The 15083-nt window shown below is 70.1% G+C and carries 12 protein-coding genes; all 12 read left to right on the forward strand.

Going from position 1 to position 15083, the window contains the following annotated elements; translation table 11 throughout:
* Positions 1 to 84: 84 nt before the first annotated feature.
* The 12 genes from OG413_RS18625 (at position 85) to OG413_RS18680 (ending at position 14992) form a co-directional block, all read left to right on the forward strand.
* Entirely contained in the window at positions 85 to 1608 is a 1524-nt protein-coding gene (locus OG413_RS18625) for a folylpolyglutamate synthase/dihydrofolate synthase family protein (protein ID WP_266806968.1), read from the forward strand.
* A gap of 3 nt (positions 1609 to 1611) precedes the next feature.
* Positions 1612 to 1962 (forward strand): DUF4233 domain-containing protein, encoded by a 351-nt coding sequence (locus OG413_RS18630; protein ID WP_266806969.1) that lies wholly within the window; start codon positions 1612 to 1614, stop codon positions 1960 to 1962.
* A 144-nt stretch (positions 1963 to 2106) separates the two neighbouring features.
* The gene (ndk, locus tag OG413_RS18635; protein WP_266806971.1) at positions 2107 to 2520 is read left to right on the forward strand and encodes a nucleoside-diphosphate kinase; all 414 of its coding nucleotides are present in this window, start codon (positions 2107 to 2109) and stop codon (positions 2518 to 2520) included.
* A 290-nt stretch (positions 2521 to 2810) separates the two neighbouring features.
* On the forward strand, positions 2811 to 3830 hold the full coding sequence (locus OG413_RS18640) for a rod shape-determining protein (protein ID WP_073723157.1): 1020 nt from the start codon (positions 2811 to 2813) through the stop codon (positions 3828 to 3830).
* Positions 3831 to 3928: 98 nt separating this feature from the next.
* Positions 3929 to 5080 carry a rod shape-determining protein MreC gene (mreC, locus tag OG413_RS18645; protein ID WP_266806975.1) on the forward strand — a complete coding sequence of 384 codons (1152 nt, stop codon included), beginning with the start codon at positions 3929 to 3931 and terminating at the stop codon, positions 5078 to 5080.
* A gap of 9 nt (positions 5081 to 5089) precedes the next feature.
* Positions 5090 to 5752 (forward strand): rod shape-determining protein MreD, encoded by a 663-nt coding sequence (mreD, locus tag OG413_RS18650; protein ID WP_266806977.1) that lies wholly within the window; start codon positions 5090 to 5092, stop codon positions 5750 to 5752.
* A 49-nt stretch (positions 5753 to 5801) separates the two neighbouring features.
* Positions 5802 to 7967: a penicillin-binding protein 2 gene (gene mrdA, locus OG413_RS18655; RefSeq protein ID WP_266806978.1), complete on the forward strand. Its 2166-nt coding sequence runs from the start codon at positions 5802 to 5804 to the stop codon at positions 7965 to 7967.
* The gene (rodA, locus tag OG413_RS18660; RefSeq protein WP_073723151.1) at positions 7967 to 9160 is read left to right on the forward strand and encodes a rod shape-determining protein RodA; all 1194 of its coding nucleotides are present in this window, start codon (positions 7967 to 7969) and stop codon (positions 9158 to 9160) included. The genes mrdA and rodA overlap by 1 nt, the downstream gene beginning before the upstream one ends.
* A 60-nt stretch (positions 9161 to 9220) precedes the next feature.
* Positions 9221 to 10792 (forward strand): CYTH and CHAD domain-containing protein, encoded by a 1572-nt coding sequence (locus tag OG413_RS18665; protein ID WP_266806981.1) that lies wholly within the window; start codon positions 9221 to 9223, stop codon positions 10790 to 10792.
* 52 nt (positions 10793 to 10844) lie between these two features.
* A complete protein-coding gene (locus OG413_RS18670) occupies positions 10845 to 12770 on the forward strand; it encodes a TIGR03960 family B12-binding radical SAM protein (protein ID WP_266806983.1) in 1926 nt (641 codons plus the stop codon).
* 137 nt (positions 12771 to 12907) lie between these two features.
* On the forward strand, positions 12908 to 14086 hold the full coding sequence (locus OG413_RS18675; RefSeq protein WP_266810232.1) for a hypothetical protein: 1179 nt from the start codon (positions 12908 to 12910) through the stop codon (positions 14084 to 14086).
* Positions 14087 to 14209: 123 nt separating this feature from the next.
* The gene (locus OG413_RS18680) at positions 14210 to 14992 is read left to right on the forward strand and encodes a TIGR03936 family radical SAM-associated protein (protein WP_266806985.1); all 783 of its coding nucleotides are present in this window, start codon (positions 14210 to 14212) and stop codon (positions 14990 to 14992) included.
* The last annotated feature ends 91 nt before the right edge of the window (positions 14993 to 15083 follow it).

Raw genomic sequence — 15083 nt, forward strand, 5'->3', positions numbered from 1 at the left:
ACCGCGCGCTCCCTCCGAACGGCCGATCCGCCCCGGCCGCCGGGCGCTGCGCGCGATGTCCGTGCCCATCCGTAGACTGGCCCCGTGAGTGAGCCCCGCCCTTCAGACCGGCACGACGCGTCAGAGTCCGACGACACCTTCGAGGAGATCGTCGACGAAGCGACCCAGCGCGACCCCGACCTGGCGGTGATCGAGGCCGGGAGCCGCACCCTGCGCACCCGGTCCGGACCGCCCCTGGGCGACACCGTCCCCACCCGCCCGGCCGATCCCGAGACCGACAGGGCACTGCACGCCGTGGAGCAGGAGCTCGCAGGCCGCTGGGGCGAGACCAAGCTCGAACCTTCGGTGACGCGTATCGCGGCACTGATGGACGTGCTCGGTGAGCCGCAGCGCGCGTACCCCTCCATCCACATCACCGGTACCAACGGCAAGACCAGCACGGCCCGCATGATCGAGGCCCTGCTGAACGCCTTCGAGCTGCGCACCGGCCGGTACACCTCGCCGCACGTCCAGTCGATCACCGAGCGGATCAGCCTGGACGGCGCCCCGATCGAGGCTGCGCGCTTCATCGAGACGTACGAGGACGTCAAGCCGTACGTCGAGATGGTCGACGCCCAGCAGCCCTACCGCCTGTCGTTCTTCGAGGTGCTGACCGGCATGGCGTACGCGGCCTTCGCCGACGCCCCGGTCGACGTCGCGGTGGTCGAGGTCGGCATGGGCGGCACCTGGGACGCGACGAACGTCATCGACGCGACGGTCGCCGTCGTCACCCCGATCTCGCTGGACCACACCGACCGGCTCGGCGACACGCCCGCCGAGATCGCCGGGGAGAAGTCCGGGGTCATCAAGCAGGGCGCCACGGTCATCCTGGCGCAGCAGCCGGTGGACGCCGCGCAGGTGATGCTGAAGAAGGCCGTCGAGGTGGACGCCACCGTCGCGCGCGAGGGCATGGAGTTCGGTGTCGGCTCCCGGGAGATCGCGGTCGGCGGCCAGCTGCTGACGCTGCGCGGTCTCGGCGGCGAGTACGACCAGATCTTCCTCCCGCTGTACGGGGCCCACCAGGCGCACAACGCCGCGGTGGCGCTCGCCGCCGTCGAGGCGTTCTTCGGCATCGGCGCCGAGCAGGCCCGGACGCTCGACATCGACGCGGTCCGCAAGGCCTTCGCCTCGGTGCTGTCGCCGGGCCGTCTCGAAGTGGTCCGCTCCAGCCCGACCGTCGTCCTGGACGCCGCCCACAACCCCGCCGGTGCGTCCGCCGCGGCGGACGGCATCTCCGAGGCGTTCAGCTTCTCCCGGCTGATCGGTGTGGTCGGGGCGAGCGGCGACAAGGACGTGCGGGGGCTGCTCGAAGCCTTCGAGCCGATCTTCGCCGAGGTCGTGATCACCCAGAATTCCAGCGCCCGCTCGATGGACGCGGACGAGCTGGCCGGTATCGCCGTCGAGGTCTTCGGCAACGACCGGGTCCAGGTCGAGCCGCGTCTGGACGACGCGCTGGAGGCGGCGATCACCCTCGCCGAGGAGCACGAGGAGTACGCGGGCGCCGGGGTCCTGGTGACCGGATCCGTGATCACGGTCGGCGAGGCCCGGCTGCTGCTGGGAAGGGGCTGAGCCGTGCGTACTCTCTGCGCGTCCACGCTGATCGGTGAGTTCTTCGTGATCGGCTTCGCGGGACTCGTCGCGATGAAGTCCGACGACCTGACGGCGGCCACGGTCTGGACGGTCTGCGGCATCGGCATGGTGCTGTCCGTGCTGCTGTGCGGCGTGATCACCCGCCCCGGCGGCGTACAGCTCGGCTGGGCGCTCCAGATCGCGCTGGTGCTGAGCGGTTTCGTGGTCCCGATGATGTTCATCCTCGGTCTGGCCTTCGGCGGCCTGTGGTGGGCCTCGGTGCACTACGGCCGGAAGATCGACGAGGCGAAGGCCCGGTGGGCGGCGCAGGAGACCACCGAGGCCCCGGCCTGAGCCCGGCCCGGCCCGCCCGGGTGCGGGGCTCCGGAAGGCCCGGTCGTGGGCCTGGGGATGACGCTGCGTAACCCGGCCGTCGGCCCGTTCCCGTACCCCTGTAATCTCGCCTCACCGCACCCGTATGCCTGCAAGGAGCCGTACATGACTCAGCGCACCCTCGTCCTTCTCAAGCCGGACGCCGTCAGGCGCGGGCTGATCGGCGAGATCGTCGGCCGTATCGAGCGCAAGGCCGGCTGGCAGATCACCGCGCTGGAGCTGCGTACGCTCGACGGGGACACGCTGGAGCAGCACTACGGCGAGCACAAGGGCCGCCCGTTCTACGAGCCGCTCGTGGAGTTCATGGCATCCGGCCCCGTCGTCGCCCTTGTGGCCGAAGGCGAACGGGTCATCGAGGGTGTCCGTGCCCTGGCCGGCCCCACCGACCCGATCGCCGCCGCGCCCGGCTCGATCCGTGGCGACTTCGGCACGATCACCAGGGAGAACCTCATCCACGCCTCGGACTCCGAGGAGTCCGCGGAGCGAGAACTGAAGCTCTTCTTTCCGGGACTTTCCTGACCTGGGATCCGCCAAACAGCGCTCATGACCTGGGGCGACCGAAGTAATTCGGTCGCCCTTCGGCATAGGGTTCGAGATCGCGGGAACGCATTCCTCCGACGTAACGTCACCATGGGTAGAACGGGAACCCGTTCCGCTCACAATGGCGAAGGACCCTCGCGCTGTGTCCGTGCATACGGCACTACGATGGAAGCTTCCACGCCCGCAGCGCCAACCTCGCCTACCAAAACAAGCCACTATCGCTTCTTGGGAAGGCCCGACGCATCCTCATGGGGAACAAGGGGAACTCAATGTCGTTCATCGGCCGTGACATGGCTATCGACCTCGGGACTGCCAACACGCTGGTGTACGTCAGGGGGCGCGGCATCGTTCTGAACGAGCCGTCCGTCGTGGCCATCAACACCAACACCGGCGGCATCCTGGCGGTCGGCTCCGAGGCCAAGAAGATGATCGGCCGTACGCCGGGCAACATCGTTGCCGTACGGCCACTGAAGGACGGCGTGATCGCCGACTTCGAGATCACGGAGCGGATGCTCCGCTACTTCATCCTCAAGATCCACAAGCGCCGCTACCTGGCCCGCCCGCGGGTCGTCGTCTGTGTGCCCTCCGGTATCACCGGGGTCGAGCGACGCGCCGTCATCGAGGCATCGACGCAGGCCGGCGCGCGCCAGGTGCACATCATCGAGGAGCCCATGGCCGCGGCCATCGGCTCCGGTCTGCCGGTCCACGAGGCCACCGGGAACATGGTCGTCGACATCGGTGGCGGCACCACCGAGGTCGCCGTGATCTCGCTCGGCGGAATCGTCACTGCCCAGTCGATCCGGGTGGCCGGGGACGAGCTGGACAACGCGATCATCCAGCACATCAAGAAGGAGTACTCACTCCTCCTCGGTGAGCGGACCGCCGAACAGATCAAGATCACGATCGGTTCCGCGTTCGAGCTGGAGAAGGACGAGCACACCGAGATCCGCGGCCGGGACCTGGTCTCAGGGCTGCCCAAGACCGTCGTGATCTCCGCGACCGAGGTCCGCAAGGCCATCGAGGAGCCGGTCAACGCGATCGTCGACGCGGTGAAGACGACGCTCGACAAGTGCCCGCCGGAGCTCTCCGGCGACGTCATGGACCGCGGCATCGTCCTCACCGGCGGCGGCGCGCTCCTGCGCGGACTCGACGAGCGGCTGCGCCACGAGACGGGCATGCCGATCCACATCGCCGAGGACCCGCTGGACTCGGTGGCCCTCGGATCGGGCAAGTGCGTCGAGGAGTTCGAGGCGCTCCAGCAGGTGCTGGACGCCCAGCCCCGACGGTAGAAACTCCACGATCCGACGTGCGGACGCTGCCGCTCCGTACGTCGGATCGTTGATATACAGGCACGAACATTCCGACGAGGAAGGCACGGCCGCCGCACGTGAGGGACACACGAGAGAGCCGGCTGCTCCTGGTGCTGCTGATCGCCATCGCATTCGCTTTGATTACGGTGGATATCCGCGGCGGCGAGGAGTCACCGGTGGACGGCGCCCGGCAGGCCGCCGCGACGGTCTTCGGACCGGTCGAGAACGGGGTGGCGGCAGCCGTCGACCCCGTGGGCAACGCCATCGGCGCCGTACGGGACTCCGGCGACCGGCACGACCGGATCGCCGTCCTGGAGCGGGAGAACGCCGCGCTGAAGGCCAGGCTCGGCAGCGACGACCGCAACAACAGCCGGGTCCGCCAGCTCGACGCCATGATGAAGGACGCGGGCGCCGGCCAGTACGGCATCAAGGGCGCCGAGGTCATCGCCATAGGAGCGGCCCAGGGCTTCTCCTGGACGATCACCATCGACGCCGGAAGCAACGACGGCGTCAAGCGGGACATGACGGTGCTCAACGGCCAGGGACTGGTCGGCCGGGTCACCACCGTCGGCCCGAACACGGCGACCGTCCTGCTCGCCAACGACCCCGACTTCACCGTCGGCACCCGGATGGAGAAGACCGACGAGCTCGGCTTCGCCACCGGCCAGGGCTCGCGGCCGCTGTCGGTCCAGTTCCTCAACGGCAAGGCCAAGGTGAAGAAGGGCGACCGCCTGGTCACCTTCGGCTCCAGCAAGGACAAGCCCTTCGTGCCCGGCGTCCCGGTCGGCGAGGTCGTCCGCGTCGACCCGTCCGGCGGCGATCTGACCCGGACCGTCTATGTGAAGCCGTACGTCGGCTTCACCAAGCTCGACATCGTCGGCATCGTCGTCCAGGCCCCGCGCGAGGACCCCCGCGACATGGTCCTGCCGAAGAAGCCCGCCAAGCCGAAGCCCACCCCCACGGTCACCGTCACCGTCCAGCCGAACGGCGATCTCGTCGGCCCCGGTGGAAAGGTCGTCGGGAACATCAACGAGAAGCCCGGCACGAAGCCCACCGGGAACGCCACGGACAATCCGGCGGGGAACACCGGGAACGCCACGGACAACCCGGCGCGGAACACCGGAAACGCCGCGGGAGATCCCGCCGGAAATGCCACCGGGAACGCCGACAACGCGGCCGATCCCGACGGCACCGGTAATCCCGACAACGCGGCAAACGACCAGGAGTAGTTGATTCCCATGCGCTTCAACCGGACTCTGCTCTCCGTCACGCTGGTCGTGGTCGCCCTCGTCGTCCAGGTCTCCGTGCTCGCCCGGCTCCAGCTCCCCGGCGCCGTCCCCGACCTGCTGCTGCTCACCGTCCTCGGACTCGCCTTCGTGTACGGGCACGTCAGCGGCGCCCTCATCGGTTTCGGCGCGGGCCTCCTCGCCGACCTGGCACCGCCGGCCGACCACGCCGCCGGGCGCTACGCCCTGGTGCTGTGCGTCATCGGCTACCTCGCGGGCCTGGCCCGGCCGGAGAACGGACAGCTCAAGTCGGCGTTCGCCCCGATGGCCGTCGTGGTCGCCGCGGCCATCGGCTCGACCCTGCTCTACGCCGGAGTCGGCGCCCTCGTCGGTGACACGGCCGCCCGCCATGTGGGCCTGGGCAGCCTGCTGTTCACCGCCGCGATCTACGACCTGCTGCTGGCACCGTTCACCGTGCCGCTGATCATGGCCCTCGCCAGACGTACCGAGAACGATCCGCTCGCCGAGTCCTCCTCCGGCGGCGACGTCGCCGCCGGGTGGCTCGCCTCGGGCACCGGGCTGCGGATCGGCAGCCAGCGCGGCGGGCTGCGCGTCAAGGCGGCCCGCAACCGCGCCGCACGCGCGGGAAGGATCAAGGGGGTCAAGCGCCTGTGAGGCCGCACTTCCCGGGGGACACCCCCCGGACCACCACCGGGGGCGCCCCGTGAGCAACATCCCCGAGACCGGCCGGACCCAGCGGGTCCAGATCCGGCTCATCGTCATTCAGGTCCTCGTCTTCTCCCTGCTGCTCACCCTCGGCGGCCGCCTCTGGTACCTCCAGATCCGCAACGGCCAGGAATACACCGACGAGGCCAAGAACAACCACGTCCAGCAGGTCGTCCAGCCCGCCGTCCGCGGCTCCATTCTCGACGCCCGCGGCGTACCGCTCGCCGACAACGAGACCCGCCTCGTCGTCTCCGCCAGCCGCACCGAGCTGATGAAGATGGACGACAGGGGCAACAGCGTCCTCACCCGGCTCGCCGAGGTCCTGGACATGAAGCCCAAGGACGTCCTCGACAAGGTCCGGCTCTGCGACGCGAAGACCCCGCAGCCCTGCTGGAACGGATCGCCGTACCAGCCGATCCCGGTCACCGATGAGGCCACCACCCAGCAGGCCCTCCAGATCCGCGAGCGCGCCGAGGACTTCCCCGGCATCACCGCCGAACCCACCGCCGTACGCCGCTACGCCGCACCCGGCAAGGCCAACACCGCTCAGGTCCTCGGCTACCTCTCACCGGTCACCGACGAAGAGATCACCAAGGCCCAGGACACCGAGTCGCCCTACCTCCGCTCCGACCAGGTCGGCCGCTCCGGCCTGGAGCGCACCTACGACAAGGCGCTGCGCGGCAAGGCGGGCGTCACCCGCTACGAGGTCGACAACCTCGGCCGGGTCATCGGCCAGGCGGCGAACGACAAGGCGGAGCCCGGCGCGAGCGTCGTCACCTCCATCGACGCCCGCGTCCAGGGGGTCGCCGAGTACGAGCTCAACAAGGCCATGGAGACGGCCCGCAAGGAACTCGACCGCAACACCGGTGTGAACTACAAGGCCGACTCCGGCGCCGTCGTCGTCATGGAGGCCAAGACCGGCCGCATCGTGTCGATGGCGTCCCTGCCCACCTACGACCCGAACTCCTGGGTCGGCGGCATCTCCGGCAAGGACTACACCAAGCTCACCAGCAAGAAGTCCAACTTCCCGTTGCTGAACCGGGCCATCCAGGGGCAGGCCGCCCCCGGCTCGATCTTCAAGGTGATCTCCTCCACCGCCGCGGTCAACGCGGGCTACGACTTCGACGGCAACTACCCCTGCCCCAGCTCGTACTCCATCGGCGGCCAGACCTTCAAGAACTTCGAGTCCCAGGGCTACGGCAGCATCAGCATCGGCCGCGCCCTGGAGGTCTCCTGCGACACCGTCTACTACGGCCTCGCTCACAGGGAGTGGCAGAAGGACGGCGGCACCCAGCCGAAGAAGAACGCCCACGACTGGTTCTACAAGACCGCCCACCAGTTCGGCCTCGGCAAGGAGACCGGCATCGACCTCCCCAACGAGGTCACCGGCCGGGTCCCCGACCGCAAGTGGAAGCAGGACTTCTTCAAGGCGAACAAGGACGCCTGGTGCAAGCAGGGCAAGAAGGGCGGCACGTACGTCGAGCAGATCGCGTACGAGAACTGCCTCGAAGGCAACAAGATGCGCGCCGGTGACTCCGTCAACTACTCGATCGGCCAGGGCGACACCCTCGTCACCCCGATCCAGATGGCGACCATCTACGGCGCCATCTCCAACGGCGGCACCCTGTACAACCCGACCGTCGGCAAGGCGATCGTCAGCGGCGACGGCCGGACCGTCCAGGAGATCAAGCCCGAGTCGCACGGCAAGCTCCCCTTCACCGGAGACACGCGCAACAAAATAGACCAAGCCCTCGCGGGTGTCGCGACCCGGGGCTCGGCCGCATGGCGATTCGGCGGCTGGCCCCAGGACAAGATCCCGATGCACGCCAAGACCGGCACCGCCGAGGTCTACGGCAAGCAGACGACCTCCTGGTTCGCCACGTACACCAAGGACTACTCGATCGTCATGACGATCTCCCAGGGCGGCACCGGCTCCGGTGCCTCCGGGCCCGCCGTGCGCAACATCTACAACGCCCTCTACGGTCTCGACGCCGCGGGCAAGCAGGACCCGAAGAAGGCCCTCCTGCCCAAGCCGCAGAAGGCGCTCCCGAAGATCCAGCCCGACGGCTCGATCGACTCCCCGAACATCAAGCCGTACACCCCCGAGCCGCCGGTCCAAGAGGGACAGCAGGCGCTCGCCGGTGCACCGGGAAGGCGGGACTGATGGCCGGCGGCTTCTCCGTCTCGCGGTACGCCCCCGAGCGCGGCTCCTGGGCCAAGCTCACCGCCCGTGACTCCGTCGTGCGGCGGCTGGACTGGCCACTGCTCGGCTCGGCGCTCGCGCTCTCCTTCATCGGCTCACTGCTCGTCTGGTCCGCCACCCGCAACCGCGACACGCTCACCCACGGCGACCCGTACTACTTCTTCTTCCGGCACGCCCTGAACACCGGCATCGGCCTCGCGCTGATGATCGGCACGATCTGGCTCGGCCACCGCACCCTGCGCGGGGCCGTCCCGATCCTGTACGGGCTCTCGGTGCTCCTGGTCCTGTCCGTCCTCACCCCGCTGGGCGCCACGGTCAACGGCGCCCACGCGTGGATCATCATCGGCGGCGGATTCTCCCTCCAGCCCTCCGAGTTCACCAAGATCACCATCATTCTTGGCATGGCGATGCTGCTCGCCGCCCGCGTCGACGCGGGCGACCAGCTGCACCCCGACCACCGGACGGTCGCCAAGGCCCTCGGCCTGGCGGTCATCCCGATGGCCGTCGTGATGCTGATGCCGGACCTCGGATCGGTGATGGTCATGGCCGTCATCGTGCTCGGCGTGCTGCTGGCCTCCGGGGCGTCCAACCGCTGGGTCTTCGGACTGCTCGGCGCGGGCACCGCGGGCGCCGTCTCCATCTGGCAGCTCGGTCTGCTCGACGACTACCAGATCGCCCGCTTCGCGGCCTTCGCCAACCCGGCGCTGGACCCGGCGGGCGTCGGCTACAACACGAACCAGGCCCGCATCGCGATCGGCTCCGGCGGCCTCACCGGCACCGGGCTGTTCGAAGGCACGCAGACCACCGGCCAGTTCGTCCCCGAGCAGCAGACCGACTTCGTCTTCACCGTCGCCGGTGAGGAACTGGGCTTCCTCGGCGCCGGACTGATCCTCGTCCTGCTCGGTGTCGTCCTGTGGCGCGCCTGCCGGATCGCCCGCGAGACCACCGAGCTGTACGGCACGATCGTGGCCGCGGGCATCATCGCCTGGTTCGCCTTCCAGGCGTTCGAGAACATCGGGATGACGCTCGGCATCATGCCGGTGGCGGGTCTGCCGCTGCCGTTCGTGTCGTACGGAGGGTCGTCGATGTTCGCCGTCTGGGTGGCGATCGGGCTGTTGCAGTCGATCAGGGTGCAGCGGCCGATAACGGCCTGAGCCGTGCGGATTTCCGCCACGCCCCTCCCCATCTGCGGACAACGCGTCTAGATTCGGTACATGGCGGACTCGAAGCGTGAGATCGAGCGGAAGTACGAAGCGACTCCCGAGACCCGGCTGCCCGACCTGACCCGCGCGGCCGGGGTCTTCGAGGTCGCCCACCGGGGCGTCCGCGAACTCGACGCCGTCTACTACGACACCGACGACCTCCGCCTCGCCGCCGCCTCCCTCACCCTGCGACGCAGGACCGGCGGCGACGACGAGGGCTGGCACCTGAAGTTCCCCGTCGCCTCCGGCATCCGGGACGAGATCGGGGCCCCGCTCGCCGACACCCTGCCGGACGGCCTCGCCGCGCTGCTGCGCTCCCGGGTCCGCCGTGCCGCGCTCGCCCCCGTCGTCCGGCTGCGCTCCGCCCGCGACGTCCACCATCTGCTCGACGCCGACGGCGCCCTCCTCGCCGAGCTCAGCATCGACGCGGTCCGCGCCGAACGGCTCACCGAGGACGGCGGCGGCGCCACCGCCGCATGGACCGAGATCGAGGTCGAACTGGCCGACGGCGGCGACCCCGCCTTCCTGGACGTGGTCGAGCGGCGGCTGCGCAAGGCCGGGGTACGGCCCTCGGCGTCCTCCTCCAAGCTGGCCAGAGCCCTCGACGAGACGGCCCCGGGGACCGGGCACCACAAGAGCAAGCACAAGAACGACCGTCGGAAGGCCTCCGGGAAGGCCCCCGCGAACAGCCCCGCGAGGGCCACCGCGGGCGACCACGTCCTGGCCTACGTACGCGAACAGACCGAGGCGATCATCACCCTCGACCCCGCCGTACGCCGTGACCTCCCCGACTCCGTGCACCGGATGCGCGTCGCCACGCGCCGGCTGCGCAGCGCCTTCAGGACGTACCGCGGGATCCTGGACCGCACGCTCACCGACCCGGTGGGTGAGGAACTGAAGTGGCTGGCCGCGGAGCTGGGCGTCGACCGCGACCAGGAAGTCCTCGACGAACGGCTGAGCGCCGCGATCGCCGCGCTGCCCCGCACCCTGCGCCTCGGCCCGGTCAGGGGCCGACTGCGCATCTGGTCGACGGCCCGTCGCGCGGGCTCCCGCCGCAGGACAGTCGCCGTACTCGACGGACAGCGCTACCTCGCCCTGCTGGACTCCCTCGACGCGCTCCTCGCCGACCCGCCCCTGCTGCCCGCCGCCGCCCGGCCACCCGGCAAGGCCCTGTCCCGCGCGGTGCTGAAGGACCACGACCGCCTCGCCGCCCGCATCGACCACGCGCTCGCGCACCCGCCGGGCCACGAGCGGGACCTGGCCCTGCACGAGGCCCGCAAGGCGGCCAAGCGCGCCCGGTACGCGGGCGAGGCGGCCCGGCCCGCGCTCGGCGGGCCCGCCAAGCGGTTCGCCCGTCGGATGAAGGACGTACAGAAGCTCCTCGGCGACCACCAGGACAGCGTGGTCGCCCGCGACGCCCTGCGCGACCTCGCGATCCAGGCCCACGCGGCGGGGGAGTCCGCCTTCACCTGGGGGCTGCTGCACGGGCAGGAGGCGGCGCGGGCGGCGGCCCGCGAACGCGAGCTGCCGGAGACCTGGGCGAGGGCGTCGGGACCGGGGTTGCGCGCGGATCTGAAGGGCTGAGCCGCGGGGTAGGCTGGATGGTCACCCCTGCCAGCTCACGAAGGTTCGCGAGATGTCTGCCGAGTCGGTCTTCCCACAGCTCGAAGCTCTGCTCCCGCATGTGCAGAAGCCCATCCAGTACGTCGGCGGTGAGCTGAACTCCACCGTCAAGGAGTGGGACAGCTGCGACGTCCGCTGGGCCCTCATGTACCCCGACGCCTACGAGGTCGGACTCCCCAACCAGGGAGTCATGATCCTTTACGAGGTGCTCAACGAGCGCGAAGGGGTCCTCGCCGAGCGCACGTACAGCGTCTGGCCCGACCTCGAAGCGCTGATGCGTGAGCACCGGGTCCCCCAGTTCACCGTGGACAGCCACCGGCCCGTCGGCGCCTTCGACGTCTTCGGCCTCAGCTTCTCCACCGAGCTGGGCTACACCAACATGCTCACCGCCCTGGACCTCGCGGGCATCCCGCTGGAGGCCGCGGACCGTACGGTCGACGACCCGATCGTGCTCGCGGGCGGCCACGCGGCGTTCAACCCCGAGCCGATCGCGGGGTTCATCGACTGCGCGGTCATCGGCGACGGCGAGCAGGCCGTCCTGGAGATCACCGAGATCGTCCGGGCCTGGAAGGCCGAAGGCCGTCCAGGTGGCCGTGACGAGGTGCTGTTCCGGCTGTCGAAGACGGGCGGCGTCTACGTCCCGCGCTTCTACGACGTCGAGTACCTCCCCGACGGCCGCATCGGCCGGGTCGTGCCCAACAGGTCCGGCGTGCCGTGGCGGGTGTCCAAGCACACCGTCATGGACCTCGACGAATGGCCCTACCCCAAGCAGCCGCTGGTCCCGCTCGCCGAGACCGTCCACGAGCGGATGTCCGTCGAGATCTTCCGCGGCTGTACCCGCGGCTGCCGTTTCTGCCAGGCAGGCATGATCACGCGCCCCGTGCGGGAGCGAAGCATCACCGGCATCGGCGAGATGGTCGAGAAGGGTCTCAAGGCCACCGGCTTCGAGGAGGTCGGCCTGCTGTCCCTCTCCTCCGCCGACCACAGCGAGATCGGTGAGATCGCCAAGGGCCTCGCCGACCGGTACACCGAGGACAAGATCGGCCTCTCGCTGCCCTCCACCCGCGTCGACGCGTTCAACGTGGACCTGGCCAACGAGCTGACCCGCAACGGCCGCCGCTCCGGTCTCACCTTCGCCCCCGAGGGCGGCTCCGAGCGCCTGCGCAAGGTCATCAACAAGATGGTCTCGGAGGAGGACCTGATCCGTACGGTCTCCACCGCGTACGGCAACGGCTGGCGCCAGGTGAAGCTGTACTTCATGTGCGGCCTGCCCACCGAGACCGACGAGGACGTCCTCCAGATCGGTGACATGGCGGTCAAGGTGATCGCCAAGGGCCGCGAGGTCTCCGGCCAGAACGACATCCGCTGCACCGTCTCCATCGGAGGCTTCGTACCCAAGCCGCACACGCCCTTCCAGTGGGCCCCGCAGCTCAGCGCCGAGGAGACCGACGCCCGGCTGACGAAGCTCCGCGACAAGATCCGCGGCGACAAGAAGTACGGCCGCTCCATCGGCTTCCGCTACCACGACGGCAAGCCCGGCATCGTCGAGGGACTGCTCTCGCGCGGCGACCGCCGGGTGGGCTCCGTCATCCGCGCCGTCTACGAGGCCGGCGGCCGTTTCGACGGCTGGCGCGAGCACTTCAGCTACGACCTCTGGATGGCCAGCGCCGAGAAGACGCTGCCCGGCTTCGGCGTGGACGTCGACTGGTACACCACCCGGGAGCGGACGTACGAGGAGGTCCTGCCCTGGGACCACCTGGACTCCGGCCTCGACAAGGACTGGCTCTGGGAGGACTGGCAGGACTCGCTCGACGAGACCGAGGTCGAGGACTGCCGCTGGACCCCGTGCTTCGACTGCGGCGTCTGCCCGCAGATGGACACCAGCATCCAGATCGGCCCGACCGGCAAGAAGCTGCTTCCGCTCACGGTCGTGAAGTAGCTCCACGGCGCTCCACCCGACTCCACGGGGCTCGGCGGCCGCGCGGCGCGTATCCGCCCGCGGCCGCGCGAGTGACAGCTCGGTGACGATGGCCCGGTCCGGGAAACCCCGGACCGGGCCATCGCGTCATGTACGGCATGGACTACGGCAAGCACCAGGCGCCCGCGCGGTACGAGCCCGGCGAGGGCTGTCTGACCACCGTGATCAGGATTCCGGTACGGATCGTGGTCCTGGTGATCGTGCTGCCCGTACGCATGGTCTGGGACGTGCTCGCCGCCACCTGGCACGCCGCCGAACGGGTACTGCTGCACCCCCTCGGCCGGGCCCTGGCGTGGCTGTTCGACGTACTCGTCGTGATCCCGTCGGTCTGGCTGTACCGCACGGTCCTCACCCCGCTCGGCCACGCCCTGCTGTGGCTGGCCACCGCCCTGTTCGTCTGGCCCTGGATCGGCCTGTGGCGCTACCTGGTGGTGCCGGTGGTCCGGTACGGGCTCGCCGTACCGCTGGTGTGGCTGTACGAGGCGGTCCTCACTCCACTTGGCCACGGGCTCTCCTGGCTGTACCGCTCCCTGCTGGCCCCGGCCGGGCGGGGCATCGGCACCGCGCTGGGATGGCTGCTGGGCGCGGTGTTCGTCCGGCCGGTGGTGGGCCTGTGGCGGTACGTGGTGGTGCCGGTGGTCCGGTACGGGCTCGTCGTACCCGTGGTGTGGCTGTACGAGGCCGTCCTCACCCCGGTCGGACACGGCGTCTCGTGGCTGCTCGGCCTGCTGGGACGGGGCCTCGCCGCCGTCGGGAACGGCCTCGCGATGACGTGCGTGTGGCTGATCCGCAATCTGCTCGTCGTGCCCGTCTCCTGGGTGTACATGCGCGTCCTCGTCCCGGTCTGCCGCGAGATCGGCACCGCGATCGGGGTCGCCTGGCGCGTCGCCGGGTACCTCTCCCGGGCGGTCGGCCGGGCCCTGGCCTGGCTGGCGTGGCATCTGGTCGGCGCGCCGGTGACCTGGGCCTACCGCACCGTGTGCACCCCGGTCGGACATTTCGTACGCGACGCGGTCTGGGCCCCCGCCAAACGGGCCGCCGTGGAGACGGGCCAGGCCATGCGCGGGGCCCTGCGCGCGGCCCGCGAGAGCGTCCGGCAGGCCCGGCGGGACGCCTGGCGGGCACTGGTCGGGGGAGGGCCGGACCCCCGGGCCGGGGAACAGGGCGTGGTCGCTGCGCGTACGCTGGGTGGTGCGCAACAAACAACGACTGTCCCCAGCGCGGCGCAGGCACCAGAGATCTCCCCGCTCGGAGAAGGATTCACCAAGCGGGGGTGAGCCGGTACGGGCACCCCGGGGCCACCCGTATTTCGTGGGCGGCGCGCCACCGCGCCCGCCCCGCACCGAGGAGAAGAACCACTGGGCAAGCGACAGCCCGAAGGCCCGCCGCCCGCACCGGCAGTGCAGCGCATCCGCCTGCGCTACACCAAGCGCGGCCGCCTCCGGTTCACCAGCCACCGAGACTTCCAGCGGGCTTTCGAGCGGGCACTGCGCCGCTCCGAGGTGCCGATGGCGTACTCGGCGGGCTTCACCCCCCACCCCAAGGTGTCGTACGCCAATGCCGCCCCCACCGGCACGGGCAGCGAGGCCGAGTTCCTGGAGATCGCCCTCACCGAGGCGCGTGATCCCGACGTGCTGCGCGACCTGCTCAACGAGTCGCTGCCGGACGGCCTCGATGTCACCGACGCGGTGGAGGCCCGGACCCCGGGTCTCGCCGACCGGCTGACCGCCTCCGTCTGGGAGATGCGTCTCGACGGAGTCACGTCCGAGGACGCCCGCAAGGCCGTTTCCGCCTTCAACGACGCCGAGACCGTCGAGGTCCAGCGCCGCGCGAAGAACGGGATGCGGACCTTCGACGCCCGTGCCGCCGTCGCCGACCTGCAGGCTCTTGATCCACAGCCTGATAGGCCCGGGGACAAGCCCTGTGCGATACTGCGGCTGGTTGTTCGGCACGTGACACCTGCCGTCCGACCCGACGACGTCCTGTCCGGTCTCCGAGCTGTGGCCGACCTCGCGCCGCCGGTCCCCGCAGCGGTGACCAGGCTGGCGCAGGGGCTCTTCGACGAGGAGTCCGGCACGGTGACCGACCCGCTCGCGCCTGACCGCGAGGCAGCCCCGACCGCTCAATCAGCGGTCGCACAGGCTGCCGTCGCGACAGCGCCGGAAGGTACAGGTTCCGCGTAAGGCGGTCGTTGAAGCGCAGCCCTTGGACTCGGGAGCCACCTGGGTCGGGCCGCGCACTGACCAGAAGACTTTCGCCAGGCCGTGCGTACAA

Origin of the sequence: Streptomyces sp. NBC_01433 (assembly GCF_026340105.1) — a bacterium.
Taxonomy (GTDB): Bacteria; Actinomycetota; Actinomycetes; order Streptomycetales; family Streptomycetaceae; genus Streptomyces.

Bases quoted from the DNA above. Each gene is read 5' to 3' on its own strand.
- ndk (WP_266806971.1), top strand. From the start codon at position 2,107: ATGACTCAGCGCACCCTCGTCCTTCTCAAGCCGGACGCCGTCAGGCGC.
- OG413_RS18670 (WP_266806983.1), top strand. From the start codon at position 10,845: ATGTCTGCCGAGTCGGTCTTCCCACAGCTCGAAGCTCTGCTCCCGCAT.
- rodA (WP_073723151.1), top strand. From the start codon at position 7,967: ATGGCCGGCGGCTTCTCCGTCTCGCGGTACGCCCCCGAGCGCGGCTCC.
- mreD (WP_266806977.1), top strand. From the start codon at position 5,090: ATGCGCTTCAACCGGACTCTGCTCTCCGTCACGCTGGTCGTGGTCGCC.
- OG413_RS18675 (WP_266810232.1), top strand. From the start codon at position 12,908: ATGGACTACGGCAAGCACCAGGCGCCCGCGCGGTACGAGCCCGGCGAG.
- OG413_RS18640 (WP_073723157.1), top strand. From the start codon at position 2,811: ATGTCGTTCATCGGCCGTGACATGGCTATCGACCTCGGGACTGCCAAC.
- OG413_RS18665 (WP_266806981.1), top strand. From the start codon at position 9,221: ATGGCGGACTCGAAGCGTGAGATCGAGCGGAAGTACGAAGCGACTCCC.